This window comes from Streptosporangium sp. NPDC050855, assembly GCF_044456585.1.
Classification (GTDB): domain Bacteria; phylum Actinomycetota; class Actinomycetes; order Streptosporangiales; family Streptosporangiaceae; genus Streptosporangium; species Streptosporangium longisporum.
In genome coordinates, this window is sequence record NZ_JBITFY010000004.1 from 328,013 (window position 1) to 353,325 (window position 25,313).

Sequence of the window (25,313 nt, forward strand, 5' to 3'; positions counted from 1 at the left end):
GTCGATGGTCATCGGCGACCGATACGTGCTCGACGACCTCCCGCTGGGCCAGGGAGGCATGGGGGCCGTCTACGGCGCCCACGACAGGCACCTCGACCGCAGGGTGGCCGTGAAGTTCCTGAGGTTCCTCGCCGGGTCCGACGAGGAACTGAACCGCCGTTTCCTGCGCGAGGCCCGCATCCTGGCCAGGCTGGAACACCCCGGCGCACCCGTCCTGTACGACTTCGGCACCTTCGACCAGCGACTGTTCCAGGTCATGCAGTTCATCGAGGGCGTCACCGTGGCCGACGTGGTCAGCGAGCACGGCCCGCTCCCGGTGCCCTGGGCGGCGGCGATCGCCGCGCAGGCCTGCGCGGTGCTGACGGCCGCCCACGCGCTCTCCATCCACCACCGCGACCTGAAGCCGACCAACCTGATGCTCTGCCCGGACGGGAGCGTGAAGGTCCTCGACTTCGGCCTGGCCGTGCTGCGCGAGGCCGACACCGCCCAGTTCACCCGGGTGGGCCAGATCCTCGGCACCCCGTCCTACATGGCGCCCGAGCAGATCCAGCGCGGCCTGTCCGGCCCTCGCAGCGACCTGTACGCCCTCGGCTGCGTGATCCACGAGATGCTGACCGGCCGGCAGCTGTTCACCGGCCCCACCGAGTACGCCGTGTTCGAGCGCCAGGTCAAGGAGCGCCCGCCGCGGGTGCCGGGGGTGCCGGCCGAGCTGGACCGCCTCGTCTCCGAGCTGCTGGAGAAGGACCCGGACGACCGCCCCTCCGGCGCGGACGTGCTGTACGAGCGGCTGCAGCCGTTCGCGGTGGACCTGCCGATGCTCCCGGGCTTCCTGCACCCGTCGTCGGTGCCGAGCCCGGGGCGGATGTACGCGCGGATGGTGGGCCGCGTCCTGGCCTGAGGTCCGGCCGGACCGGGGAACCCGCCGGGGCGAGGCCGGGAACGGACCTGAGGCCCGGAATCGCGGAAGGCGGCCGGACCTGAGGCTCAGGGCACCGCGACCGGCCCCTACCGTTCGGGCGTCGCGTCCCCGGAGGTGACGGCCTCGATCTCGCGGGCGGCCCACTCGGCCCAGTCCCGCTGCAGGGCGGTGAACCGCAGCCCCCACTCCAGCGCGAGCCGTCCGTAGACCGACAGGGGCTCGTCGCCCTCGGTCGCGGGCCGGATCAGCTCGAGCCGTCCGTGCTCCTCGGCGGCGATGGCGCCCTGCCTGGCCAGGTAGGCGTGGGCGTCGGCGGGTTCGACGACGCCGAGGAAGAAGACCCGCAGCAGCATGTCGCTGCGGCGCACCTGCTCGGGCTCGACCCGGGTCAGCCAGTGACGCAGCTCCGACAGGCCGGTCTCGGTCAGCGCGTACTCCTTGCGGCCCCGGGGCCCCTCGGCGACGACCTCGATCAACCCGGCACCGGCCAGACGGCCCAGCTCGCCGTAGAGCTGGCTCTGCGTGGCGGGCCAGACGTTGGCCAGGGAGAGGTCGAAGAGTTTCATCAGGTCGTATCCGCTCGCGGGTCCCTCGGAGAGCAGGCCCAGCAACGCGTGTCGGAGGCTCATGACCGCATTCTATCTTCCTATGTTGACATGTCATATCTGGAAGGTCTACTTTCGACATGTCACTACTGGAATATCAAAGGGGAGATCATGGTTCCGTCCTACCTGCGGGGCGACCTCGCACCGGTCGCCGACGAGATCGGCGCCCGGGATCTGCCGGTCGAGGGCGTCCTCCCCGCCGAGCTGACCGGCCGCTACGTGCGCAACGGCCCCAACCCGCGCCCGGGCGAGGACTCGGGCCACTGGTTCGCCGGGCACGGCATGCTGCACGGCGTCCGCCTGCGCGACGGCCGCGCCGAGTGGTACCGGAACCGGTGGACGCGGACCACCCGGTTCACCGACGGCGCCCTCTCGCTGCGGCCCGGCGGCGAGCGCGACCTGGCCGCCGTCACCGCGAACACCAGCGTGATCCGGCACTCCGGCCGCACGCTCGCGCTGGTCGAGAACGGGCTGCCGTACGAGGTCACCCCCGAGCTGGACACGGTCGGCGCCTGCGACTTCGGCGGCCGGCTGACCACGGCCATGACCGCCCACCCCAAGCGGGACCCGGACACCGGGGAGCTGCTCTTCTTCGGGTACGGCTTCGCCCCGCCCTACCTCACCTACCATCGCCTGTCGGCCGGCGGGGAGCTGGTCGAGAGCCGCCGGGTCGAGGTCCCCGGGCCGACCATGATGCACGACTTCGCGATCACCCGTGACCACGTGGTGTGGCTCGACCTGCCGGTGATCTTCGACATCGAGATGGCCAAGGCCCGCCGCGGCCTGCCCTACCGGTGGGACGACGGCTACGGCGCCCGGCTGGGCGTGATGGGCCGCGCCGACGGGCGGGTGCGCTGGTTCGACGTGGACCCGTGCTACGTCTTCCACGTCGGCAACGCCCACGAGGACGCCGCCGGCCGGGTCGTCCTCGACGCGGTCCGGTACTCGCCCGAGAGCTTCCGGCAGACGTGGGGCAGCATGGGCGGCAGCGCGACCGGCGTCCCCGGGCCCGCCGAGACCTCCTCCCTGCAGATCGGCTCGACCCTGCACCGCTGGACGCTCGACCTGGACGGCGGCCACGCCAAGGAGGAGGCCCTCGACGACCGTCCGGTCGAGTTCCCCACGCTCAACGAGGAGCGCACCGGCCTGCCGAGCCGCTACCTGTACACCGTGGCCGACGACGCCGTCGTCAAGTACGACGCGCGGACCGGCGCGAGCGTCGTCAGGCCGACCGGGGGCACGACGGGCGAGGCGGTGTTCGTACCGGCCGACGGCGCCCGCGCCGAGGACGACGGCTGGCTGATGTCGATCGTCACCGCCGCCGACGCCTCGGCGCTGCTGGTGCTGGACGCCGGCACGCTGGAGCCGGTCGCGACCGTACGGCTGCCGCGCCGGGTGCCCGCCGGTTTCCACGGCGGCTGGTTCGCCGACGCCTGAGCCCCGACACCCCCGGAGCTCCGACCGCCCTGAGCCTCGACAACCCTGAGCCTCGACCGCCCTGAGCACCGGCCGCTTTGAACCCTGAGCCTCGGCCGCCCCGGCCTCGGTCCTCTCGGCTCCGGACGCGTCAGTCCCGCGGGCCCTCCCCCAGGGCGCGCAGGCACCGCTCGGCCTGGGCGCGCAGCGCCTCGACGAGTTCCGGCGGCCCGCTGACCAGGGTGAAGGCGGTGTCCACCGAAGTGATCATCCAGACCAGCGCGGACGGGGTCTCGGCGCCGACGTGCAGCAGGCAGCCGTCGTCGTCGACGGCCTCGACGACGCCCATGCCGGGCCACACCCGGTCCGCCACGGTCTCCGCGGACTCGTGCAGGACGACCGTCGCCTGCACCGGCCAGGCCCGCGACGACAGCCGCCGCGCCAGGTAGGCCGCGACGTCGCCGTCGGGCGGTGGCCGGGGCGTGAACCGCGGGCCGGTCGGGGCGCGGGGGGTCAGCCGGTCCACCCTGAAGGTGCGCCAGTCCTCACGGCCGGTGTCCCAGGCGACGAGGTACCAGTGACGGCCGAAGCTGACCAGGCTGTGCGGCTCGACCGACCTGACCGTGTCACCACCGCGAGGGGCGGCGTAGTCGAAGCGCAGCCGCTCGTGGCGGCGGCAGGCGTCGGCGATCGCCATCAGCGTGTCCGGGCTCACCGCGGGCCCGCCGGCACCGACCCGCACGGTCGCCGTGTGCAGCGTGTTCACCCGGTGGCGCAGCCGGGAGGGCAGCACCTGTTCGAGCTTGGTGAGCGCCCGCAGGGAGGTCTCCTCGATCCCGGTGACCGGCCCGCCCGCCGCCGTGCGCAGGCCGACCGCCACGGCGATCGCCTCGTCGTCGTCGAGCAGCAGCGGCGGCAGCGACGCGCCCGCGCCCAGCCGGTACCCGGCGGTGCCCTGGACGGCGTGCACCGGGTAGCCGAGCCCGCGCAGCCGTTCCATGTCCCTGCGGACCGTACGCCCGGAGACGCCCAGGCGCTCGGCCAGCTCGGCACCGGACCAGTCCCGGCGGGTCTGCAGGAGCGACAGCAGCGTGAGCAGCCGCGCGGAGGTCTCCACCATGCCGCCAGAATGTCACGCGCTTAGGAGCGGACCCGTCCTAAGCGGCTGACAGATTCATCGGCATGACGAACACCTCGCACGAGGACGTGCACCCCTTCCGCATCGACGTCCCGCAGTCCCGGCTCGACGACCTCAAGGCGCGGCTGGCCGGTACCCGCTGGCCCGACGAGCTGCCCGGGGTCGGATGGAGCCGGGGGGTGCCCGTCGCCTACCTGCGGGACCTGGCCGAGTACTGGCGTACCGGGTACAACTGGCGGGAGCACGAGGCCGCGCTCAACAGGATCCCGCAGTACGTCACCGCCATCGACGAGCAGAACGTCCACTTCCTGCACGTACGCTCTCCCGAGCCCGACGCCGTCCCCCTGGTCCTGCTGCACGGCTGGCCGGGCGGGGTCACGGACTTCCTCGACGTCATCGGCCCGCTCTCGGACCCCCGCGCCCACGGCGGCGACCCCGCCACGGCCTTCCACCTGGTGATCCCGTCGCTGCCGGGCTTCGGCTTCTCCACCCCGCTGGCCGGGCCGGGCATGAGCGCGGCCCGGATGGCCGGGATCTTCGTACGGCTGATGGAGCGGCTCGGATACGAACGCTACGGCGTGCAGGGCTACGACACCGGCGCGTGGGTCGCCCCCCAGATGGGCGCCCAGGCCCCCGACCGCGTGATCGGGATGCACGTCAACGCCCTGCTGACCTTCCCCATCGGCGCCGAGGGCGAGATGGACGGCCTGACCGAGGTCGAGCGGCGACGCTGGCAGGCGATGGAGAACTTCAACGACGGCTACCTGCAGTGCAACTCCAAGCGGCCGCAGACGGTGACGTACGGGCTGCACGACTCGCCCGTCGGGCAGCTCGCCTGGATCGTGGAGAAGTTCAAGGAGCTGACCGACCCCGAGGAGGGGCTGCCCGAGGAGAGCGTGGACCGCGACCGCATCCTGACCGACGTCTCGGTGTACTGGCTGACCGGCACGGCCGGATCCTCGGCGCAGATCTACTACGAGGAGATCTCCGCGAACGCGTGGGGCGGGACGGCCGACGATGCCTCCGCTGCGGACGCCTGGGGCGGGACGGCCGACGACGCCTCCGCCGCGGACGACGCCGGCTGGGGCGGGGACGGGGGCGGCTGGACCCCTCAGCGCGGGACGGTGCCGACCGGCGTGCTGGTCTCCGCCCATGACGTCACCATCCGCCGCTGGGCCGAACGCGACCACAACGTGGTGCGCTGGACCGAGCTGGAGCGGGGCGGCCACTTCCTCTCGATGGAGGCACCGGACCTGCTGGTCGACGACGTCCGCGAGTTCTTCGCGAAGCTTCGCTGAGATCGTCCGACCTGATGTGCCCGGCCCGGTGGGCGAGGCAGAATACGAGCCGTGGAAGGACGATGGGCCGAGGTGGCCGACCGGGTGCTGGTGCGGCGGTACGCCGAGCTGGACCTGTCGGTGGGGCTGGTGGTGGGCGAGGGCGGCTGCCTGGTGGTCGACACGCGCGGGGACGAGCGGCAGGGGGCCGAGCTGGCCGCCGAGGTCCGCCGGATCACCGGCGCCCCCTGGACGGTGGCGATCACCCACTCGCACTTCGACCACGCCTTCGGCACCCGGTCGTTCCCCGGCGGCCCGGTCTGGGGGCACCGGGACTGCCGCGCCGACCTGATCCGTAACGGTGACCGGGCCAGGCGGGAGTGGGCCCGGTACTACCGGGACCTGGGACGTCCGGACGTCGCCGCGGACATCGAGGGGACCGAGATCGTGCCTCCCGACCATCTGGTGACCGGCCGGACGGAACTGGTCGTCGGCGGTCGCCGGATCGTCCTGGCCCACCTCGGCCGCGGTCACTCCGGCAACGACCTGGTGGTCCACGTACCGGACGCCGGAGTGGTCTTCGCCGGTGACCTCGTGGAGAACGGCGCCCCGCCCGCCTACGAGGACGCCTACCCCCTGGAGTGGCCCGCCACGGTCGCCGCCCTGCTCTCCCTCGCCGACGACGCCACCGATCCCGGGCCCGGCACCCCCGACCCCGGCACGCCCGGATCCGGCACCGTGACCGAAGCCGGGAACGGGGCCGGAAGCGGGAGCGCGGCCGGAAGCGGGAGCGTGACCGGGGGCGTGAAGGACGGAAGCGGGGACGTGAAGGACGGGAGCGGGGACGCGGCCCGACGAGGCACCGTCCCGGTCGTCACCTTCGTCCCCGGGCACGGCGACCCGGTGGACCGCGCGTTCGTGGCCGCGCAGCAGGCGGAGATCGCCGCTCTCGCCGGGCTGTGCGAGGAGGTGGCCGCGGGTCTCCTCTCCCCCGCCGAGGCCGTACGCCGATCGCCCTACCCCCGGGAGACCACGGAGATCGCCCTGCGCCGCGCGGCCGCCCCGAACTGACCGTTCCTTACCGTTCCGCACCGTCCCAGGCGAGCCCGCCCCCGGTCGTACGGCCTCGTCCCGCGGACCCAAACAGCGGGATGTACCGGAGCGCGGTCAGATCTCCTCGGAGGGCTTGGTCGGGTCGAGCTGGCGCGGCTGCATGGCCGCCCTGGGGTGGTGCAGGTCGAAGGCGGGGCGCTCGGAGCGGATGCTGGGGATCGACAGGAAGTTGTGCCGTGGTGGCGGGCAGGAGGTGGCCCACTCCAGCGAGTTGCCGTACCCCCAGGGGTCGTCGACGGTCACCCGCTCGCCGTGCCGGGCGGTGTACCACAGGTTGTAGATGAACGGCAGGGTCGAGGCGCCCAGCAGCAGCGCGCCGGCCGAGGAGACCATGTTCAGGCCGGTGAAACCGTCCAGGTCGCTGTAGTCGGCGTAGCGGCGCGGCATGCCGCGCGCTCCCAGCCAGTGCTGGACCAGGAAGGTGGCGTGGAAGCCGACGAACAGCGTCCAGAAGTGCCACTTGCCGAGCTTCTCGTTGAGCATCTTGCCGGTCATCTTGGGCCACCAGAAGTAGAAGCCCGCGAACATGGCGAACACCACGGTGCCGAAGACCACGTAGTGGAAGTGGGCGACCACGAAGTAGGAGTCGTGCACGTGGAAGTCCAGCGGCGGGGAGGCCAGGATCACGCCGGTCAGGCCGCCGAGCAGGAAGGTGACCAGGAAGCCGATCACGAACAGCATGGGGGTGTGCAACATGATGTGGCCGCGCCACATGGTGCCGATCCAGTTGAAGAACTTCACCCCCGTCGGGATCGCGATGAGGAAGGACATGAAGGAGAAGAAGGGCAGCAGGACCTGGCCGGTGGGGAACATGTGGTGGGCCCAGACGGTCATCGACAGGCCGGTGATGGCGATGGTGGCGCCGACCAGGCCGATGTAGCCGAAGATGGGCTTGCGGCTGAAGACCGGGATGACCTCGGTGATGATGCCGAAGAACGGCAGCGCGATGACGTAGACCTCGGGATGGCCGAAGAACCAGAACAGGTGCTGCCACAGCAGGACCCCGCCGTTGCGCGGGTCGAAGATGTGCGCGCCGAACCTGCGGGTCGCCTCCAGCCCCAGCAGCGCGGCCGCGAGCACCGGGAAGGCCATCAGCACCAGCACGCTGGTCAGCAGCGTGTTCCAGGTGAAGATCGGCATCCGGAACATCGTCATGCCGGGGGCCCGCATGCAGATGATCGTGGTGATGAAGTTGACCGCGCCCAGGATCGTGCCCAGGCCCGACATCACCAGCCCGGCGATCCACAGGTCGCTGCCGTACTGGGGGGAGTAGGCGGCGGTCGACAGCGGCGGGTAGCCGGTCCAGCCGAAGTCGGCCGCGCCCCCGTCGGTGAAGAAACCGAAGCTGGCGATCAGCCCGCCGAACAGGAACAGCCAGAAGCTGACCATGTTGAGCCGGGGGAAGGCGACGTCCGGGGAGCCGATCTGCAGGGGCATGATCACGTTGGCGAACCCGGCGAACAGGGGGGTGGCGAACAGCAGCAGCATCAGCGTGCCGTGCATGGTGAACAGCTGGTTGTAGTGCTCCTGGCTGACGAGCTGCATCGCGGGCTGGGCGAGCTCGGCCCGGATGACCAGGGCCATCAGCCCGGCGAACAGGAAGAAGCCGAACGCGGTGATGAGGTACATGTACCCGATCACCTTGTGGTCGGTGCTCGTGAGCCAGTTCACGACGATCGAGCCCGGCGGGCTCCTGCGCGGCGCCAGCGGTGAGGTCAGCGGTTCCTCGCGCGACCGTTCGGAGGTCGTCACGGCCCACCCCCTTCGAACCCGTTCGTTGTCGGACCGGCGTCGTCCCGGGCCGGTGCGCCGCCCGGACCGGCGGGCCGGTGGGCCGGGGGTGGCCCCCGCTCCGTACCGTCCTCCCCCCGGCCATCCCCCCGCGAGACGGCTCCCACTCGCTCGCCCGGCCATCTTGCCCGCGCGCTGACCTGCGGATTACCGGCCCCGTACCGGATCGTCCACGGTGGCGGGACGGGCGGGCCTCGGAAGCGAGGAGGTCCGGTCCGTCGCGCTTGACCGGGGGGCATACAGGGCACGCCGCTGGAAACGGAGCGTCGAAAGGAGCGACCCTGATGACCAAGCGACAGCGAGTCGTCGTGATCGGGGGAGGGTTCGCGGGCTTCACCGCCGTCCGCACGCTCTCCAGGATCGCCAAGGGTGCCGTCGAGATCGTCCTGATCAACCCCACCGACTACTTCCTCTACCTGCCCCTGCTGCCGGAGGTCGCCGCGGGCATCCTCGACCCGCGCAAGGTGGCGATCCCGCTGGCGGGCGACCGTCCCGGCGTCCGGCACCTGCTCGCCACGGTGGAGGGCGTCGACCTCCAGGCACGCCGGGTGACCTGCGTCGACTCCGAGGGAGGGCGCCGCGAGCTGGGCTACGACCGCCTGGTGATCACGGTCGGCAGCGTCAACAAGCTGCTGCCCGTACCCGGCGTCGCCGAGCACGCCCACGGCTTCCGGAGCATCGCCGAGGCGATCTACCTGCGCGACCACCTGATCCGCCAGATCGAGCTCGCCGACACCTCCACCGACCCCGAGGAGCGCCGGGCGCGGTGCACCTTCGTGGTGGTCGGCGCCGGTTACACCGGCACCGAGGTGGCGGCGCAGGGCCAGCTGCTCACCCTGGACCTGCGCGACGCGCGGCCGCACCTGCGCGACCAGCCCGTACGCTGGATCCTCGCCGACATCGCCCCGCGCATCCTGCCCGAGCTCGACGAGCGCCTGTCGAGGACGGCGCACCGGACCCTGACGGGACGGGGCCTGGAGATCCGCACCGGGACCGGCGTGGCCGAGGCGACACCGGAGGGCGTCAGGCTCTCCGACGGGGAGTTCGTGCCGACCCGGTCCCTGATCTGGTGCGTCGGCGTGCGACCGGACCCGATGGTGGAGGCGCTGGGGCTGCCCACCGAACGGGGACGGCTGCTGGTCGACGAGTACCTGAGGGTGCCCGGCCACCCGGGGGTCTACGCCTGCGGCGACGCGGCCGCGGTGCCCGACCTCACCCGGCCGGGCGAGTACACCCCGATGACCGCCCAGCACGCCGAACGCCAGGGCAAGCGCGTCGCCCGCAACATCGCCGCCTCGTACGGGCACGGGCGGCTGCAGCCGTACCGGCACGGGGACCTGGGGTTCCTCGTCGACCTGGGCGGCGCCGCAGCGGCCGCGAACCCGCTGGGCGTGCCGCTGTCGGGCCTGGCGGCCAAGATCGTCACCCGCGCCTACCACCTGCTCGCCGTCCCGCACGGCCGGGGACGGATCGCCGGGAGCTGGCTGCTGGACTTCATGCTGCCCCGCCAGACCGTCCAGCTGGACATGGTCCCGGCCTCGGCGGTGCCGCTCGCCTGCTGCGAGCCCGAGCGGGCCTCCGTGCTGAGCGGCTCGGCGTCGGGCCCGGACGGCTCGTCACGCTGAACGGCCCGAAGAGGGATCCGGACGGCTCACCACGCCGAGCGGCCCGAAGGCGGACCCGGACGGCTCACCGCACTGAGCGGCCCGAAGGCGGACCCGGACGGCTCACCACGCCGAGCGGGGGAAGCGTAAAAGAGGACGAAATTGTCGGCCCCGCGGGCGATGCGCGCGGGCGTCGGGGTAGGGAGCCGGGTATGGCAAAGATCGGTTACACGATGATGTGCGAGCAGACGCCCGCCCGGCAGCTGGTCGAGGACGTGGTCACGGCCGAGCGGATCGGCTTCGACTACGCGGTCATCTCCGACCACTACTTCCCGTGGCTGGAGGAGATGGGGCACTCGCCGTACGCCTGGTCGGTGCTCGGCGCGGCGGCCTACGCCACCCGGAGCCTGCCGCTGATGACGTACGTGACCTGCCCGATCATGCGGTACCACCCGGCGGTGGTGGCGCAGAAGGCGGCGACCATGGGCGTGCTGAGCGAGGGCCGTTTCACCCTGGGGCTGGGGGCCGGGGAGAACCTCAACGAGCACGTGGTGGGTCAGGGCTGGCCCTCGGCCGACACCCGGCACGGCATGTTCAGGGAGGCCATACAGATCATCCGCGAGCTGTTCGAGGGCGGCTACGTCACCTACCGGGGCGAGTACTTCGACGTCGACTCGGCCAAGCTCTTCGACCGGCCGGACCGGCCCGTCCCGCTGGCGATCGCCGCCTCGGGCGGCCGGTCGGGCAGGATCGCCGCCGAGCACGGGGACGCCCTCGTCGCGACGGACCCCGACGCGGGCCTGGTGAGCCTGTTCGCCGCCGAGGGCGGCACGGGCAAGCCCGTCTACGGTCAGCTCCCGATCTGCTACGACCCCGACCCCGAGGCCGCCAAGGAGCGGGCCCACAAGCTCTGGCGCTGGTCGGTGTTCAACTGGAAGGTCATGGCCGAGCTCCCCGCCCCGGTCAACTTCGACGCCGCCGCGCAGACCGTGCGGCCCGAGGACGTGGCGGAGAGCGTGCCGTGCGGCTCGGACGTGGACGCGGTCGTGGAGGCGGTCCGCGCCTTCACCGACGCCGGTTTCACCCACGTCGCCCTGGTCCAGATCGGTCACGAGCACCAGGGCGCGTTCTTCGACTGGTCGGAGAAGGAACTGCTGCCCGCGCTGCGCCGCCTCTGACGACCGTCCGGCACCGAGACCCGGCGGGTACCGCGAGCCGGTGTCCGTCGGCCGTGGCGGACCGGCCCCTGACGGCCCCCGGGACCGGGACCCGACGACCGGGACCCGACGCGCACCGGGCGGAACGCGGGCCCGCGAGAGGTTCCGCCCGGTCGTACGGGGAAGGCTCAGCGGGGTGGACGACGTCTGGGATCTGGTGGTGGTCGGCGGCGGGCCCGCCGGGGCGGCGGCGGCGCTGCGCGCGAGGCAGCTCCGGCCGGACGCGCGGGTGCTCCTGCTGGACCGGGCCGACTTCCCCCGCGACAAGGCCTGCGGTGACGGCATCGCCGCGCACGGACGCGACGAGCTCGCCCTGCTGGGCCTGCCCGACCTGATCGCCGACTACCGGCCGACGCAGCGCCTGGCGGTGGTCTCCCCCGGTGGCGCGCGCGTCTCGGCCACCTCGGCCCGGCCCAACCACGTCGTCCCCCGCAAGGTCTTCGACGCCCGCCTGGTCGACGCCGCACGGGCTCGCGGTGTCGAGGTCCGCCGCCACCAGGTCCGCTCGCTCGCCGCCCGGAACGGCCACGTCGTCCTGGACGGCACCGTCACCGCCCGCGCCGTGGTGGCGGCCGACGGGGCCAACTCCACCGTGCGGCGCCTCATCGGCGTCCCGCCCTCGCCCGACCGGCACACCGCGATCGCGGTGCGCGGCTACGCCGACGTGTCCCCCGACGACGACGTCCAGTCCATCTTCATGCAGCAGGACGGGTGGCCCGCGTACGCGTGGTCGTTCCCGATCGGCGACGGCACCGCCAACATCGGCTACGGGATGCTGCTGCCCCGGCTGCACGCCACCGGCCTGCCGGGCCGCGAGGTGCTGCACGGCCGGCTCGCCGAGTTGCTGCCCGACCTGCGCGCCCGTGACCTGCGCGCCCACCATCTGCCGCTCTCCCCCGGCAGGCCCGGGCCGGGGTCGGGACGGGTGCTGCTCGCCGGGGACGCCGCCGGTCTGATCAACCCGCTCACCGGCGAGGGCATCTACTACGCGCTCGTCTCCGGCCGGCTCGCCGGGGAGGCCGCGATGCGGGCGGCCGACGATCCGCTGCCCGCCTACCGGCGCGGCCTCGGCAAGGCCCTCGGGCGGCACCTGCGGACCACCGACGTGCTCGCCAGGGCCTCCCAGTCGCCCGGCTTCATCGACGCGGCGATCGACACCGCGGCCCGTCGCAAGGAGGTGTTCGACCTGCTGGTCGACGTGGGCCTCGGGGCGGGGACGGTTCCGGTGCCGCTGGCGATGGCCGTCCTGCGCCGCTGGGCCCTGAACGGCGTCCGGGGTCGCCGGGGGCCCTGACCGTGACGGCCCGGGCACGGGCGTCAGGGCGTCAGGGCGTCAGGGCGTCAGGGCGTCAGGGCGTCAGGGCGTCAGGGCAGGATCACCGAACGGGTGAGGTTGCGCGGGTTGTCCGGGTCCAGGCCGCGGGTCCGGGCGAGTTCGACGGCGAGCCGCTGGGCCCGGACGAGGTCGGCCAGCGGGTCGAGCGCGGTGACCGTGGTCAGGGCTCCGGTGCGGGCCACGTCGTCCAGCAGCTCCTCCTGACCGCCGAAGAACCACACCAGGCTCTCCTCGTCGGCGAGGCTGATCGGCCCGTGCCGGTACTCCAGCGCCGGGTAGGCCTCCGACCAGGCCAGGGCGGCCTCCCTGAGCTTCAGTGCGGCCTCCCTCGCCAGGCCGCCGGTCCATCCGCGGCCCAGGAAGGTGAAGCGCCGCCGGGTGAGCGCCCCCTCGGGCAGCGGCGTGGCGAGCGCGGTCTCGGCCTGCGCGACCAGGTCGTCGGGCGCCTGCCCCAGGTGCGCGCGGAGCAGCGCGAGAACGCAGGTGGCGAACCGGGTCTGCACCACGGAGCGCTCGTCGGCGAACTCCAGCGCGATCACGGTCCTCGCCGCCGCCGAGACCGGGGTCGCGGGGTCGGCGGTGAGGGCGACCGTGGGGACGTCGCCCGCGGCGCCGAGGGCGTGCAGCACCTCCGTGGTGGTACCGGAGCGGGTGATGGCCACCAGCCGGTCGTAGCGCCGCGGCGGCAGCTCCGAGGCGGGGAAGGCGTCGGTCTCCCCCTGGCCCGCCCGCTCGCGCAGGGTCGCGTACGCCTGCGCCATGTACAGCGAGGTTCCGCACCCGATCACGGCGACGCGCTCGCCCGTCTCCGGCAGGCCCGCCGGGTCCGCCGCGCCGAGTTCCAGCGCCTGCCGCCAGCACTCGGGCTGGCTCGCGATCTCCCGCAGGACGTGCGTCACGTACGCCTCCCGTTGATGCTCGTAGATGCTTGCAAGATGCCATGTTCGAGCATCGATGAGCAAGTGGAGGTGTTCCGATGCTCGGTACGCTTCGCGTGGCGGAACCGCGGCACGGGCGGGGACGGCGAGGAGGGCGAGGAGGGCACCCATGACGAGCCATGACCGGTGGAACGCGCTGCTCGCGATCCTGGCGCGGGACGGCAGGGTCGAGGTCGACGCCGTGGCCGGCGAGCTCGGGGTGTCGGCCGCCACCATCCGCCGCGACCTCGACCACCTGGACCGCCAGCAGATGCTGACCAGGACCCGGGGCGGCGCCGTCGTCAACGCGATCTCCTACGACCTGCCGCTGCAGTACAAGGCGGCCAGGCACGCGCCCGAGAAGCACCGGATCGCCACAGCCGCGGCCGCCCTGGTCCCGGCGGGCGCGGTCGTCGGGCTGAACGGCGGCACCACCACCACCGAGGTCGCCCGCTGTCTGGCCACCGGTGCCGATCCGCGCCGCCGGGACGGCGAGCCGGCTCTCACCCTCGTCACCAACGCCCTGAACATCGCCGGCGAGCTGGTCGTGCGCAGGCACGTCAAGCTGGTGGTCGTCGGCGGCGTCGCCATGCCCGCCTCGTACGAGCTCATCGGGCCGCTCGCCGACGGCGTGCTGCGGGAGATCTCGCTGGACCTGGCGATCCTCGGCGTGGACGCGCTCGACCCCGAGCACGGCGCGTTCGCCCACCACGAGGGCGAGGCCGGCGTCAACCGGCTGATGGCCTCCCGTGCGGCCCGGGTGGTCGTCGTGGCCGACTCCTCCAAGCTCGGCATGCGGGCGTTCGCCCGGATCTGCCCGTGCGAGGACATCGACGTCCTCGTGACCGACGACGAGGCCCCGGACGCGACGGTCCGGCGCTTCACCGACGCGGGGATCGAGGTCGTCCGCACCTGACCGGCCTCGCCCCGGTGAACCCGATCGTCTGAACCGTCCCCCGGCTGCACGCCCGCCGTCCGGGCGGCGCCACCCCGTGCCCACCGGCGCGTCCGCCCCCTCCCACGTGGAATTTTCATGACCGGACGAGTCCCGGGAGGTCCCGTGCGGATCGTCACCGTCGTGTCATGGAGGGGTCCGGCCAGCTCAGCACCGCCGTGACGGCCGGGGAGACGGACGGGGCGCACGGGGCGCGGCAGGGCGGCGCGGCGGCGGCTGTACAGCTCCGGTGGCGCTGCCTACATTCTGGGGGGCTTTCCACCAGGCCCTCGGTCGTCGACGCGTCGCCGGCCGTTGCGAAGAACCAGCGAGGAGATTCGATGGGATCCATACGGCGGCTTTCCACGGCCGGCGCGGCACTCGTCGCCATGGCCGTAGCCCTGTGCGCCGTCATGCTCACGGGCCTTCAGCCCGCGCATGCGGCGGTGGGGCTCCGCATCAGCGGCACGGACATCGTCGAGGCGAACGGCCAGAAGTTCATCATGCGCGGGGTCAACCACCCGCACGTCTGGTACACGGGCCGGACCTCGTCGTTCGCCGACGTCAAGGCGCTGGGCGCCAACACCGTGCGCGTGGTGCTGGGCACCGGCAAGCGGTGGGGGCCGTCCAACGACGTCGCCGACGTGATCTCCCTGTGCAAGCAGAACCGGCTGATCTGCGTCCTGGAGGTGCACGACACCACCGGGTACGGCGAGGAGGGCGCGGCCGCCTCGCTCGACGAGGCCGCCGACTACTGGATCAGCCAGAAGAGCGCGCTGGTCGGCCAGGAGAACCACGTCGTCATCAACATCGGCAACGAGCCGATCGGCAACACCAACGCCGCCCAGTGGACCGGCGCGACCACCGCCGCCATCAAGAAGATGCGCGCCAACGGCTTCCAGCACCTGCTGATGGTCGACGCGCCGAACTGGGGCCAGGACTGGCAGTACGTCATGCGGGACAACGCCCAGACGGTCCTGGACGCCGACACCCTGCGCAACACCGTGCTGTCCATCCACATGTACGCCGTGTTCAACACCGCCTCGTCGATCACCGACTACCTCGACCGGTTCGAGGCCAACGGGTGGCCGCTGGTCATCGGCGAGTTCGGCTGGCGGTTCAACGCCGGCGAGGTGGACCACGAGACGCTGCTGTCGGAGGCGGTGTCGCGGGGCCTGGGCTACCTCGCCTGGTCCTGGAGCGGCAACACCGATCCCATCCTGGACATGGCGGTCGACTTCGACCCCGCCCGGCTCACCACCTGGGGTCAGCGGATCTTCAACGGCGCCAACGGCATCAAGGCCACGGCCAGGGAGGCCACCGTCTACGGTGGCGTCACCCCGACCCCCACCCCCACTCCCACTCCCACTCCCACGCCCACCCCGACGCCCACGCCCACCCCGACGCCGAGCCCGGGAGGCTCGTGCCGGGTGGCGTACGTGATGAACTCCTGGAACAGCGGGTTCACCACCAGCGTCACGATCACCAACACCGGTGGCTCGGCGATCAACGGCTGGCGGCTGGCGTTCACCCTGCCCTCCGGCCAGACCTTCACCAACGGCTGGAACGCGTCGTACGCGGCGACCGGTTCGCAGGTCACCGCGACCAACGCCGGCTGGAACGGCACCCTCGCGCCGGGCGGCTCCGTCACCATCGGCTTCCAGGCCACCCACACCGGCAACACCGCCGAACCCACCTTCTTCGCCCTGAACGGAGGCTCCTGCCAGGCGGTCTGATACCCGGCCCGTCCCCGTCGCCGAACCGTCGTATCGTCTCCTCGTATGAGGCGTGACACATGGGTGGTCGGTGACGCGTACGAGGCCTATGTCGGCCGGTGGAGCCGTCCCGTCGCCGAGGAGTTCCTCCGATGGCTGGACGTGCCCACCGGCCGGCGATGGGCCGACGTGGGCTGCGGCACCGGGGCCCTCACCGAGACGGTCCTGGCCATGACGGATCCCGTGCGGGTCCTGGGCGTGGACACCTCCGAGGGGTTCCTGTCCCACGCCCGCACCCGGATCGTCGACGTCCGGTCGGCCTTCTGCGCCGGCGACGCCGGATCACTGCCGCTGCCCGGCCGTCGTCTCGACGCCGTGGTGAGCGGCCTGGCGCTCAACTTCACGCCCGACCCGCGGCGCAGCGCGGCCGAGTTCGCCCGGGTCACCGCGCCGGGCGGTGTGGTCGCCGCCTACGTCTGGGACTACGCCGAGGGCATGGGCATGATGCGGTACTTCTGGGACGCCGCCGTCGCCCTCCGCCCGGACACGGCCGCCTCCGACGAGATGCGGCGTTTCCCCCTCTGCCGTCCCGAGCCCCTCGGCCGCCTGTGGGCGGACGCCGGCCTGCGCGAGGTGACGGTACGGGCGATCGAGGTCCCGACGGTGTTCGCCGACTTCGACGACTACTGGACGCCGTTCCTCGGCGGGCAGGGAGCGGCCCCCGGGTACGTCGCGTCCCTGGACGACGAGCACCGCGACGCCCTGCGCGATCTCCTGCGCACCCGCCTGCCCGTCCGGCCGGACGGCTCCGTCCACCTCTCCGCCAGGGCCTGGGCGGTACGGGGAGTGGCCGCCGGGACGGGGTGAGTCCCGGTTCACGACGGGCAGGCGCAAAAAACGGGTGGCGCCGATCGACGTCGGAACGAACCCGAGAACGTACGTACCGGAGCACGGCCGCGGATGCGACGGCCGCGTCCCGCCGATCCGAAGGAGAGTCGCCATGGCCACGGTGGAGGCGAACATCTCGATGTCACTGGACGGTTTCGTCACCGGCCCGAACCTCGACCGCCACCCCGGCCTGGGGGAGGGCGGCGACGTCCTCCACGCCTGGGTCGGCGAGGACCGGAGCATGGACCTCGCCATCGGCGAGGACCGCGAGCTCGCCGGATCGGTCGTCACCAGCCGGAAGGTGTACGACGAGACCGAGGGCTGGGAGGCCGAGGGCGGGTTCTACCGGTTGCCGGTGTTCGTGGTCACCCACCGGCCGCACGACGTGGTCGTGAAGGGCGAGACCACGTTCACGTTCGTCACCGGGGGCGTCGAGCGCGCCGTCGAGCAGGCGATCGAGGCCGCCGGGGACAGGCCGGTGCACATCATGGGCGGCGCCGGCATCATCCAGCAGGCGCTGGCGGCCGGGCTGGTCGACGAGCTGTTCCTGCACGTCGCCCCGGTGATCCTGAACGGCGGCACCCGGTTGTTCGAGCACCTCGGCCGTCAGATCCGGCTGGAGCGCACCGAGGTGATCGAGTCCCGCCACGCCACTCACCTGCGGTACCGGGTCCTGAGGTGACCGCCTCCTCCTGAGGTGACCGCCCCGTCCTGAAGGGCGTCCCCGTCCCCGACGGTCCCGGTCCCCGATGAAATGATGGCCGTCATCCGGGTCGCCCGTGGTGATCCCTTCTTCGGAGGTCCTTGTGCTCGTGCTGGCGGTGGCTCAACCGCACTGTGTGCCGTACGACGTGGAGAAGAACGCGGTACGGCACGCGGAGATGGTGCGAAGAGCAGAGGCCAGGGTGGTGATATTTCCGGAATTGTCGCTTACGGGGTACCACCTGGACGCTCCGGCGATCACCGCGGAGGACCCGAGGCTGAGGCCGATCGTGGAGGCCTGCGCGGAGACGGGGGCGCTGGCCCTGGTCGGGGCACCGGTCGCAGAAGAGGGGCTTGAGTACATCGCGATGCTGGCGGTGGACGGCGCCGGGGTCGGGGTGGCCTACCGCAAGGTCAACGTGCACTCCAGCGAGGACCGGTTCGCCTGCGGGGAGCGGTCCGAGGTGATCGAGGTGAACGGCCTGCGGCTGGGACTGGCGATCTGCCGGGACCTGATGATCGCGCAGCACGCCGAGGAGACCGCCGCGCTGGGGATCGACGTCTATGCGGCCGGGGTGGTCCACCAGGCGGCGGACGTGGCGGTTCAGCAGGAGAGAGCGCGGCGGATCGCCACCGATCACCGTGTCTGGGTGGCGGTGGCGAGCTTCGCGGGACCGACCGGTGGCGGCTTCGAGCACACGGCCGGGTGCTCGGGGTTCTGGAGGCCGGGTGGCGACCTGGCCGCCCAGGCGGGACCGGAGCCGGGCGAGATCGTCCGCCTGACGATCGGCCAGCGCTCCTGATCCCGGGCCGCAGGCCGGGATCGGCGAGTGGTCGCCGCACGAGGATTTCAGCCGGGTCTTCGACGCTCACTTCCCGAGGCGGGATCCGTCCATGGCTGTACGGGATCGCCACCAACCTCCTGGCCGGGCACCGGCGGAACGAGGTACGCCGGCGGAAGACGCTCAGCCGGGCCGAGGCGGCCGACGACCAGGAGGGACCCGAAGGCCCGGTGACGACCAGGCTGGCCGCGCGGCAGGTGACGGGCAGGCTCGCGGGGGCACTGGCCGGTCTCGCCAAGCGTGACCGCGACGTGGTCCTCCTCCTCGCTCTCGGCGGCCTCAGCCACGCGGAGGTGGCCGCCGCCCTCGGCATCCCGTACGGGACCGTCGCGTCCCGGCTGAACCGGGCGCGCAAGCAACTGCGCAAGGCCCTGGGCGACGCGAACCCCCTGAAGGAGGCCCACGATGGATGAGATCAGCCTGCTGGGGCAGGCCGTTCCGGACGTACCGCCTCCCTCGTCCCAGGTGGTGGCCCGTGCGCGTGACCGGCTGACCGCCGAGGAACGGCGGCCGACCGGTCGTCGCAGCTCCAGGCGACGTCCCGGCTGGGCCTGGGCACTGGCCTGCGCCGCGGTGACGGCCGTCGTGGCCTTCGCCGTGGTCATCATGACCGGCGGCCTGACGGCTCCGTCTCCCATCGCCCCGTCTCCGTCCGTGCCACCCACGTCCGTCCCGCTCACGCCGTCCGTCGAACCACCGGCCACGTACGAAGGGCTCCGGCTTCTTCGCTCGAAGACGGCGCGGAGCACGGCGACGAAGGTCACCCTGAGGTTCCGCCCCACCAGCACCAGGACAGCGATCGTGCTGCGCTGCTCCGCACCGGGCTCTTTCGTCCTGGTCTCCGAACCCTGGGAGCACGGCTTGAGCGAGGCGCCAGGTGTCTGCGGCCCCGACGGCACGCGCAGCCGTTTCGGCGACAAGAGTCACGAGCCCGGCTGGACGAGCCGCACCCACACGGTCACGTTCTGGGTTTTCCCCCCGGACGCCCCGATCATGTCGCCCCGCGACGCGTTCAGGTGCGGCAAGGCCGTGTGCGACGGGAGGTACAGGCTCGACACGAAGACCGCGGATACGCTCGCCGCCCGGATCGGTACACGCCCCCAGCCCTGGTCGGTCGCCGTCTACGACGCTTCCCGATAGGACTGCCTCGGTCGCCGCCGCGAGCCGTTCCACGACGGTGAGCGGCGGGACCTGCCAGTGGACCGGACACGTGCGAGGACACCGATCGATCGTGCGGGTACATCGGCCGCTCAGTCGGCCGGTGGGTCCGCCACCACCGGCGCCCCGCCGGACATGCAGACCCGGCGAGCAAGAACGACCATGCCTCGCGGCCGTCCACGGCACTCGGCATCCGATGTCTCCATCACTGGATGACGGCGCACCGGACCATCACCGGGACAAGCGAAAGGCCAGGTCAGAGAGTCTCTGACCTGGCCTTCGGTTGGTGCCCCCTGCAAGATTCGAACTTGCGCTCCCGGCTCCGGAGGCCGGTGCTCTATCCCCTGAGCTAAGGGGGCCAACGCGTGATTACATTACCAGCATCCTGGGGGGAACCGACACTCAGATAGGGAACCGGTGATCACCAAGGGGACTCGGGACCGCCTTGGAGCAGTGGATCGGCGGAACCGCGGGGTGACGGGCCGCCGCCGGAGGGCTCGAAGCGGTCCGGCGAGGGCGACCGGTCGGCTCAGGAGCATGGGGTGGAGCAGGCCGTGATCGCTTCGGGGGTGATCGGTGGTGGAGTGGGCCACGGCTGCTTCGGGGACGACCGGTGGGATCCAGGGACGGTCGCCTCACGGGTGAGCGATGAGGTGCGCCCGGGAGGGACGGGGGTCAGCCCGCAGAGGGGCGGACGGCGCCTCGGTAGAGGGAGCGGTAGTAGGGCGAGGCGGCGAAGTCGACGGTTCTGACGACGTCACCGGTCTTGGGGGCGTGGACCATGATCCCGTCCTTCAGGTAGACGCCCACGTGGGTGGGATCCTTCTTGGCGTCCTTGCCGAAGAAGACCAGATCCCCCGGCCGGAGCCGGGAGAAGGGGATCTTACGACCCTGCCTGAACTGGGTGCCGGTGTAGTGGACGAGCGTGATCCCCGCCTTGGACCAGGCGTGCAGGGCGAGACCCGAGCAGTCGAAGCCCCCGCCGGTCGGGCCCGTGCTCGAACCGCCTCCCCAGACGTACGGCCTGCCGAGCTGGCGGAGCGCCGCGGCGGCCGCGATCTCGCCTCGTGAGGGAAGAGCGCGTTCTCGTGACGACGGCCGCCTTCCCTTCAGAGACGCCTGCCGCCGGTCGGCGAACGCCTTCCCCTTTCGCGAGGACATCGGCCCGCCGGACGTCGCCTCGGGTGTGCCGGAGAACGTCTCCTGCCCACCCCGGAGGGTCCCGGACGTCCTGCCGAAAGCAGACGGCCCACCGGGAGGAGACAGCCTGCCGGAAGCGGATGTCGTGCCGGGAGTGATCGAGGTCGTCGGCCGTCCGCCGGAGGCCGGAGGCTTCGCGGGCCACCCACTCGCGGCCGTGGACTCCTCCGGGGACTCCTCCTGCCGCAGGCCCGCACCCAAGGACTCGGACACCTCTCCACCCGTGATCGGGGGCTTCGCGGGTCGCCCGTCCTGGGCCATGAGCCCGGATGCCCCTCCGTCCAGGGTCGTGAGCTCAGACGACCCTCCGCCCGAGGTCGCGGGGTCAGATGGCCCTCCGTCCGGGGCCGCGAACCCGAAGGGCCGCCCGTCCACATCCGCGGGCCTCTCCTGCCACCAGCCCTCGGGCGAGAACTCCCCCGGCCGGCGGCCTTCCGGTTGCGTGGCGACCGGCGGCTGCTCACCTCCCCGAGCCGACAGGGCCGTCGGTCGGTGGCCGTTCACGGCCGGAGAGGCGGACAGGGCGGGAAGATCGGGCGAGGTGGATCCACAGGCCAGGGCGAGGGCGGCGCGTGTCTCCTCCGGCAGCCGGTGGACGGCCCCCGGCGGGGCGGCCCGGAGGAACGGGAGGAAGAGGCTGACCCAGATGTCGCAGACGGCCGCGGGGAGGTGCGGCGCGGGGATCTGCGGGCCCCCTGCCAGGGCGGCCGAGAGGATGGTGACGGTGGCGAATTTCGTGATCACGCACGGCCTCCTGGGCTCGATGAAGGATCGAGGTCCCAGGATGCGCGGGAGACGCTGATCCCCAAGAAGCCGAATGTGGTTCTGTGGATAACCGGAACGGGCCTCCGACCGGGATGTTCACCCCGGGACCGGCGGCCGTGGTTGCTCACGGGCCACTACGTCAACTAGAGTTGACATATGAACGGTGCGCGGCGGATGACACCCACGCCAGATACGACGACCATCGCCTTCCGAGGTGAACCGGTGACGACGGTGCGGCTCCGGGAGGAGCTCGAGCGGGCGGGCGCCACTCGCCGGGGCACCGGTCACACCGCTCATCGGGGCGCCGCTCACCGCTCGTACGGTGCCGGGTCATGACGGGCCCGTACGGCGACGAGGAGCTCGCGGCAAGGCTCCGTGACGCGGTCGGTGAGCGTCACCCGGTGGTGGCCGCCGCCGCCGTCTCCCCCGGCGGCACGAGAGTGACGAGCCTGGGCGCCCCCCTCGGCGCGGACTTCGAGATCGGCTCCATCTCCAAGGGGGTGACCGGCCTGCTCTACGCCGACGCGCTCGACCGCGGGGAGATCGGCCCGGAATCGACCCTCGGTGACTTCCTGCCCCTCGGAGACGTTCCCGCGGCGGGCGTGACGCTGGCGTCGCTAAGCACGCATCGGTCGGGCCTGCCGAGGTTGCCCGCGTCCGCCAAGCCGTGGCGGCGGACCTTCTCCCTGTGGAGGCACGGTACGAACCCCTACGGCGAGGACCTCGACGAGCTCCTCGCCCAGGCCCGGGAGGTACAGGTCGGGAGACCGCGCCCCCGGTACTCCAACCTCGGGTTCGAGTTGCTCGGTCACGCGATCGCGCGCGCGGCCGGTACGACCTACCGGGAGCTCGTGAACGAGCGGATCGCCGAGCCACTGGGACTCGGCGTGTTCTACGTCCCCTCGGCCCCGGACGAGCTGCGACCCGGTGCGATCACCGGCAGGACCAGGTCGGGCCGGGAACAGCAGCCCTGGACGGGAGAGGCGCTGGGGCCCGCGGGCGGGATCCGGGCGTCGATCGAGGACATGGCCACGCTGACCTCCGCCCTGCTGGACGGCAGCGCTCCCGGCATCACCGCCCTCGATCCCGTGACGACGTTCGCCGGACGGGCGGTAAGTATCGGCGCGGCATGGGTCGTCCTCGAAACGAAGGGACGTTTCGTCACCTGGCACAACGGCGGCACGGGAGGGTTCCGTACGTGGATCGGAATCGACCGGGCGGCCGGAACCGGAGTCGTCGTCCTCTCCGCGACCGCGATCTCGGTGGACCGTCCCGGATTCGTCATGCTGGCGAAGCTCACCGAGGAGGCCGGTGCAGCCGGGCACACCGGAGGGACCGGGGAGACCGGGCAGGCCGGGCAGGCCGGGCAGGCCGGGCAGGCCGGGCAGGCCGGGCAGGCCGGGCAGGCCGGGCAGGCCGGGCAGGCCGAAAACATCAAGAACACCGAGGACACCGAGGACACTGAGGACACTGAGGACACTGAGAAGGCCGGGGGCATCGGCGGGAACGGACCGGCCGGAAGACCCGGGAACCCCGCGTAGGCCGGAGAGGCCGCGCGGGGCGCTCTCCGGCCTTCCGCACGGAAGACCTTCTCCGCACCGTACGATGCGGCGCGGGCGGCTACGTCACCACGGAATCCCCGTGAGCGGAATCCCCGTGAACGGGATCCCCGGGAGGATTCGCCGTCCCGCGCCGGATCCCCCGGGCCGCACCGGCGACGACGAGCGCGAGGGCCACCATCAGCGCGCTGACCCAGAGCGGCGAGCGGTACCCGAGTCCCGCGCCGATGGGGATCCCGCCGAGCCAGGGACCGATCGCGGCGCCCACGTTGAACGCGGCCGTGGCGAACCCTCCGGCCAGGGTCGGCGCCCCGGCCGCCGCGTAGAGCGCCTGTGAGATCAGCGTCGATCCGACGGCGAACGCCAGGGTCCCCTGGACGAGGACGAGCGGAACCGTCGTCACCGGGTTCCCGGCGGTCACCGCGAACACCACCCAGCCGATGAGCAGGGCCGGCCCGCCGGCCGCCAGGAGCAGCACGGGTCGCACGTCGGCGACGCGGCCGCCGACGGTGACGCCGAGGAACGACCCCAGGCCGAAGAGCGCCAGCACGGCGGGCACCCAGGCGGGCTCGATCTCGCTGACGACGGTGACCAGCGGCGCGAGGTAGGTGAAGGTGCAGAACGTCGCGCCGTTCACGAGGGCCCCCAGGAGCAGGGTCACCAGGAACCGCCGATCGCGCAGCGAGCGCAGCTCCCCGCGTACGCTCACGTGGGCGGGGTCGGGGGCGCCGGCCGGGACGGCCCGCAGGATCGCGATGACGGCCGGCACCGACACGGCGGCCACCGCCCAGAACGCCGAGCGCCATCCCCACAGCTGGCCGAGCAGCGCACCGGCGGGAACGCCCACGACGCAGGCGAGGGTGATGCCACCGAGCAGGACGGAGGTGGCGCGGCCCTTGGCGCCGGGCGCGACCATACCGGTCGCGGTCGCCAGGGCCACCGCCAGGAACCCCGCGCCGGCCAGCGCCCCGATGACGCGCGTGGCCAGCAGCACCCCGAAGTCGGTGGTGACCGCGCCGAGGACGTGGACGAGCAGGAAGGTGATCAGGAAGGTCAGAAGCGAGCGACGTCGCGACCGGCGCAGGCTCAGGACGGCCATCAGCGGCGCGCCGACGACCATCCCCACCGCGAACGCCGAGGTCAGCGACCCCGCCGCGGGGATGGACACGTGCATGTCCCGTGCGATGTCCGGCACCAGGCCGGACAGCATGAACTCGGACGTTCCCTGGGCGAAGACCGCCAGTCCGAGCAGATGGACGACGAATGGCATGACAGGACTCCACAGCCACATGGTGGATCGGTGAGAGAGAACGGGACCGCGCCCGTACCGGAGAAGGAACGTCCGATCGGGGCGCGGTCACCGCGCAGAAGGACCCGCCGGCGTCACGGAGGTGACGCACGGTCCAGGTCGGACACGGCCCGCTCTACGGTGATCCGGTGGCGGTGGTCGCGGACGGCGACGACCGCGGCCTCATCGGCCACGGTGCTTCGACGCGACGACGTGGGCGGCCACCGGACGACCGGTGGCTAGAGTCTTGACGCCTCGGGGCTGGACACAGGCGCAAGCTAGCAAGCCCGGGAACGGCGTGTCCACCCGTTTGACCGCGGGCCCGCCGAGCGGTGCGGCACGCCCTACCCGGGACGGGCGGGCGGGAGAGCCGAACGGGAGGACCGGACGGACGGGACGGGTCTCCTTCCTCCTGCGGTACGGGTACGTGGACATCCGCGGAAACCCGCGCGGGGACGCGGCGGAGCGGTTAGCCTCACGCCCGTGGGAGAGGTTCTGGGCAGGGTGTTGGTAGTGGATGACGACGACGTCATCCGGCAGCTCATCGCGGTCAACCTGACCCTGGAGGGGTTCCAGGTCGACACGGCCTCCGACGGGCAGGACTGCCTGGACCGGGTGCTGGACGTGATGCCCGACGTCATCACGCTGGACGTCATGATGCCCAGGCTGGACGGCTGGATGACCGCCACCAGGCTGCGGAGCGGCGAGGGGACCGGCCACATCAAGGTGGTCCTGATCACCGCGCGGGCGCAGGAGGATGACAAGCGGCGGGGCCTCGGCATCGGGGTGGACGCCTACCTCACGAAACCCTTCGACCCGGCCGAGCTGATCCAGGTCGTACGGGAGCTGGCCCTGACCGCGCGCAGCGGCCGGAACGGCTCCTGACCCTCCGCGCCACACGGGAACGCCTCCGGCCGCACGCCGACGCC

At 72.3% G+C, this 25,313-nt stretch carries 22 protein-coding genes and 1 tRNA gene; 16 read left to right on the forward strand and 7 right to left on the reverse strand.

Going from position 1 to position 25,313, the window contains the following annotated elements:
- The first annotated feature begins 4 nt into the window (after nt 1-4).
- Nucleotides 5-898: a serine/threonine-protein kinase gene (locus ACIBCT_RS12220; protein WP_399187631.1), complete on the forward strand. Its 894-nt coding sequence runs from the start codon at nt 5-7 to the stop codon at nt 896-898.
- A gap of 107 nt (nt 899-1,005) precedes the next feature.
- Here ACIBCT_RS12220 and ACIBCT_RS12225 read toward each other — a convergent pair whose 3' ends face one another.
- Complete coding sequence (locus ACIBCT_RS12225; protein ID WP_399187633.1) at nt 1,006-1,548, reverse strand: PadR family transcriptional regulator; 543 nt, start codon at nt 1,546-1,548, stop codon at nt 1,006-1,008.
- An 87-nt stretch (nt 1,549-1,635) separates the two neighbouring features.
- Here ACIBCT_RS12225 and ACIBCT_RS12230 point away from each other — a divergent pair, with 87 nt between their 5' ends.
- Nucleotides 1,636-2,961: a carotenoid oxygenase family protein gene (locus ACIBCT_RS12230; RefSeq protein WP_399187635.1), complete on the forward strand. Its 1,326-nt coding sequence runs from the start codon at nt 1,636-1,638 to the stop codon at nt 2,959-2,961.
- 130 nt (nt 2,962-3,091) lie between these two features.
- Here the strand turns inward: ACIBCT_RS12230 and ACIBCT_RS12235 are convergent, their stop codons facing one another.
- Nucleotides 3,092-4,060, reverse strand: a complete 969-nt coding sequence (locus ACIBCT_RS12235; protein ID WP_399187637.1) for a helix-turn-helix transcriptional regulator — start codon at nt 4,058-4,060, stop codon at nt 3,092-3,094.
- A gap of 62 nt (nt 4,061-4,122) precedes the next feature.
- On the opposite strand from ACIBCT_RS12235, the gene ACIBCT_RS12240 reads away from it, so the two are divergent.
- Nucleotides 4,123-5,376 (forward strand): epoxide hydrolase family protein, encoded by a 1,254-nt coding sequence (locus ACIBCT_RS12240; protein WP_399187639.1) that lies wholly within the window; start codon nt 4,123-4,125, stop codon nt 5,374-5,376.
- 51 nt (nt 5,377-5,427) lie between these two features.
- Nucleotides 5,428-6,426, forward strand: coding sequence for an MBL fold metallo-hydrolase (locus tag ACIBCT_RS12245; protein ID WP_399187641.1), 999 nt, complete (start codon nt 5,428-5,430; stop codon nt 6,424-6,426).
- A gap of 96 nt (nt 6,427-6,522) precedes the next feature.
- On the opposite strand, the gene ctaD is transcribed toward ACIBCT_RS12245, so the two are convergent.
- Entirely contained in the window at nt 6,523-8,187 is a 1,665-nt protein-coding gene (gene ctaD / locus ACIBCT_RS12250; RefSeq protein WP_399187768.1) for a cytochrome c oxidase subunit I, read from the reverse strand.
- A 356-nt stretch (nt 8,188-8,543) separates the two neighbouring features.
- Between ctaD and ACIBCT_RS12255 the strand changes: the two genes are divergently transcribed.
- The 3 genes from ACIBCT_RS12255 to ACIBCT_RS12265 all read left to right on the forward strand — a co-directional run bounded on the left by ACIBCT_RS12255 (nt 8,544) and on the right by ACIBCT_RS12265 (nt 12,374).
- Nucleotides 8,544-9,884: an NAD(P)/FAD-dependent oxidoreductase gene (locus ACIBCT_RS12255; RefSeq protein ID WP_399187643.1), complete on the forward strand. Its 1,341-nt coding sequence runs from the start codon at nt 8,544-8,546 to the stop codon at nt 9,882-9,884.
- Between the two features lie 191 nt (nt 9,885-10,075).
- Nucleotides 10,076-11,041, forward strand: a complete 966-nt coding sequence (locus ACIBCT_RS12260) for a TIGR03557 family F420-dependent LLM class oxidoreductase (RefSeq protein ID WP_399187645.1) — start codon at nt 10,076-10,078, stop codon at nt 11,039-11,041.
- A 175-nt stretch (nt 11,042-11,216) separates the two neighbouring features.
- A complete protein-coding gene (locus tag ACIBCT_RS12265; protein ID WP_399187647.1) occupies nt 11,217-12,374 on the forward strand; it encodes an NAD(P)/FAD-dependent oxidoreductase in 1,158 nt (385 codons plus the stop codon).
- A gap of 71 nt (nt 12,375-12,445) precedes the next feature.
- On the opposite strand, the gene ACIBCT_RS12270 is transcribed toward ACIBCT_RS12265, so the two are convergent.
- The gene (locus ACIBCT_RS12270; protein WP_399187649.1) at nt 12,446-13,315 is read right to left on the reverse strand and encodes an SIS domain-containing protein; all 870 of its coding nucleotides are present in this window, start codon (nt 13,313-13,315) and stop codon (nt 12,446-12,448) included.
- Nucleotides 13,316-13,463: 148 nt separating this feature from the next.
- Between ACIBCT_RS12270 and ACIBCT_RS12275 the strand changes: the two genes are divergently transcribed.
- The 7 genes from ACIBCT_RS12275 (at nt 13,464) to ACIBCT_RS12305 (ending at nt 19,554) form a co-directional block, all read left to right on the forward strand.
- A complete protein-coding gene (locus tag ACIBCT_RS12275; protein ID WP_399187651.1) occupies nt 13,464-14,249 on the forward strand; it encodes a DeoR/GlpR family DNA-binding transcription regulator in 786 nt (261 codons plus the stop codon).
- 359 nt (nt 14,250-14,608) lie between these two features.
- Nucleotides 14,609-16,003, forward strand: coding sequence for a cellulase family glycosylhydrolase (locus tag ACIBCT_RS12280; protein WP_399187653.1), 1,395 nt, complete (start codon nt 14,609-14,611; stop codon nt 16,001-16,003).
- Nucleotides 16,004-16,048: 45 nt separating this feature from the next.
- On the forward strand, nt 16,049-16,849 hold the full coding sequence (locus tag ACIBCT_RS12285; protein WP_399187655.1) for a class I SAM-dependent methyltransferase: 801 nt from the start codon (nt 16,049-16,051) through the stop codon (nt 16,847-16,849).
- A 133-nt stretch (nt 16,850-16,982) separates the two neighbouring features.
- A complete protein-coding gene (locus ACIBCT_RS12290; RefSeq protein WP_399187657.1) occupies nt 16,983-17,552 on the forward strand; it encodes a dihydrofolate reductase family protein in 570 nt (189 codons plus the stop codon).
- 124 nt (nt 17,553-17,676) lie between these two features.
- Nucleotides 17,677-18,375 carry a carbon-nitrogen hydrolase family protein gene (locus tag ACIBCT_RS12295; protein ID WP_399187659.1) on the forward strand — a complete coding sequence of 233 codons (699 nt, stop codon included), beginning with the start codon at nt 17,677-17,679 and terminating at the stop codon, nt 18,373-18,375.
- Nucleotides 18,279-18,827 (forward strand): RNA polymerase sigma factor, encoded by a 549-nt coding sequence (locus ACIBCT_RS12300; RefSeq protein WP_399187661.1) that lies wholly within the window; start codon nt 18,279-18,281, stop codon nt 18,825-18,827. Before ACIBCT_RS12295 ends, ACIBCT_RS12300 begins: the two co-directional genes overlap by 97 nt.
- On the forward strand, nt 18,820-19,554 hold the full coding sequence (locus ACIBCT_RS12305) for a hypothetical protein (RefSeq protein WP_399187663.1): 735 nt from the start codon (nt 18,820-18,822) through the stop codon (nt 19,552-19,554). Before ACIBCT_RS12300 ends, ACIBCT_RS12305 begins: the two co-directional genes overlap by 8 nt.
- A gap of 302 nt (nt 19,555-19,856) precedes the next feature.
- On the opposite strand, the gene ACIBCT_RS12310 is transcribed toward ACIBCT_RS12305, so the two are convergent.
- A tRNA-Arg gene (locus tag ACIBCT_RS12310) sits at nt 19,857-19,931 on the reverse strand.
- 316 nt (nt 19,932-20,247) lie between these two features.
- Nucleotides 20,248-20,733, reverse strand: a complete 486-nt coding sequence (locus ACIBCT_RS12315) for a C40 family peptidase (RefSeq protein WP_399187665.1) — start codon at nt 20,731-20,733, stop codon at nt 20,248-20,250.
- Nucleotides 20,734-21,869: 1,136 nt separating this feature from the next.
- On the opposite strand from ACIBCT_RS12315, the gene ACIBCT_RS12320 reads away from it, so the two are divergent.
- A complete protein-coding gene (locus tag ACIBCT_RS12320; protein WP_399187667.1) occupies nt 21,870-23,078 on the forward strand; it encodes a serine hydrolase domain-containing protein in 1,209 nt (402 codons plus the stop codon).
- A gap of 79 nt (nt 23,079-23,157) precedes the next feature.
- On the opposite strand, the gene ACIBCT_RS12325 is transcribed toward ACIBCT_RS12320, so the two are convergent.
- The gene (locus ACIBCT_RS12325; protein WP_399187669.1) at nt 23,158-24,366 is read right to left on the reverse strand and encodes a Cmx/CmrA family chloramphenicol efflux MFS transporter; all 1,209 of its coding nucleotides are present in this window, start codon (nt 24,364-24,366) and stop codon (nt 23,158-23,160) included.
- A 501-nt stretch (nt 24,367-24,867) separates the two neighbouring features.
- On the opposite strand from ACIBCT_RS12325, the gene ACIBCT_RS12330 reads away from it, so the two are divergent.
- On the forward strand, nt 24,868-25,269 hold the full coding sequence (locus ACIBCT_RS12330) for a response regulator (RefSeq protein WP_344888907.1): 402 nt from the start codon (nt 24,868-24,870) through the stop codon (nt 25,267-25,269).
- Nucleotides 25,270-25,313: the final 44 nt, after the last annotated feature.

What these genes read in the sequence shown, in the direction of transcription:
- ACIBCT_RS12220 (WP_399187631.1), top strand. Translation starts at nt 5, where the DNA reads ATGGTCATCGGCGACCGATACGTGCTCGACGACCTCCCGCTGGGCCAG.
- ACIBCT_RS12225 (WP_399187633.1), bottom strand. Translation starts at nt 1,548, where the DNA reads ATGAGCCTCCGACACGCGTTGCTGGGCCTGCTCTCCGAGGGACCCGCG.
- ACIBCT_RS12230 (WP_399187635.1), top strand. Translation starts at nt 1,636, where the DNA reads ATGGTTCCGTCCTACCTGCGGGGCGACCTCGCACCGGTCGCCGACGAG.
- ACIBCT_RS12235 (WP_399187637.1), bottom strand. Translation starts at nt 4,060, where the DNA reads ATGGTGGAGACCTCCGCGCGGCTGCTCACGCTGCTGTCGCTCCTGCAG.
- ACIBCT_RS12240 (WP_399187639.1), top strand. Translation starts at nt 4,123, where the DNA reads ATGACGAACACCTCGCACGAGGACGTGCACCCCTTCCGCATCGACGTC.
- ACIBCT_RS12255 (WP_399187643.1), top strand. Translation starts at nt 8,544, where the DNA reads ATGACCAAGCGACAGCGAGTCGTCGTGATCGGGGGAGGGTTCGCGGGC.
- ACIBCT_RS12260 (WP_399187645.1), top strand. Translation starts at nt 10,076, where the DNA reads ATGGCAAAGATCGGTTACACGATGATGTGCGAGCAGACGCCCGCCCGG.
- ACIBCT_RS12275 (WP_399187651.1), top strand. Translation starts at nt 13,464, where the DNA reads ATGACGAGCCATGACCGGTGGAACGCGCTGCTCGCGATCCTGGCGCGG.
- ACIBCT_RS12280 (WP_399187653.1), top strand. Translation starts at nt 14,609, where the DNA reads ATGGGATCCATACGGCGGCTTTCCACGGCCGGCGCGGCACTCGTCGCC.
- ACIBCT_RS12285 (WP_399187655.1), top strand. Translation starts at nt 16,049, where the DNA reads ATGAGGCGTGACACATGGGTGGTCGGTGACGCGTACGAGGCCTATGTC.
- ACIBCT_RS12290 (WP_399187657.1), top strand. Translation starts at nt 16,983, where the DNA reads ATGGCCACGGTGGAGGCGAACATCTCGATGTCACTGGACGGTTTCGTC.
- ACIBCT_RS12305 (WP_399187663.1), top strand. Translation starts at nt 18,820, where the DNA reads ATGGATGAGATCAGCCTGCTGGGGCAGGCCGTTCCGGACGTACCGCCT.
- ACIBCT_RS12315 (WP_399187665.1), bottom strand. Translation starts at nt 20,733, where the DNA reads ATGTCCTCGCGAAAGGGGAAGGCGTTCGCCGACCGGCGGCAGGCGTCT.
- ACIBCT_RS12320 (WP_399187667.1), top strand. Translation starts at nt 21,870, where the DNA reads ATGACGGGCCCGTACGGCGACGAGGAGCTCGCGGCAAGGCTCCGTGAC.
- ACIBCT_RS12325 (WP_399187669.1), bottom strand. Translation starts at nt 24,366, where the DNA reads ATGCCATTCGTCGTCCATCTGCTCGGACTGGCGGTCTTCGCCCAGGGA.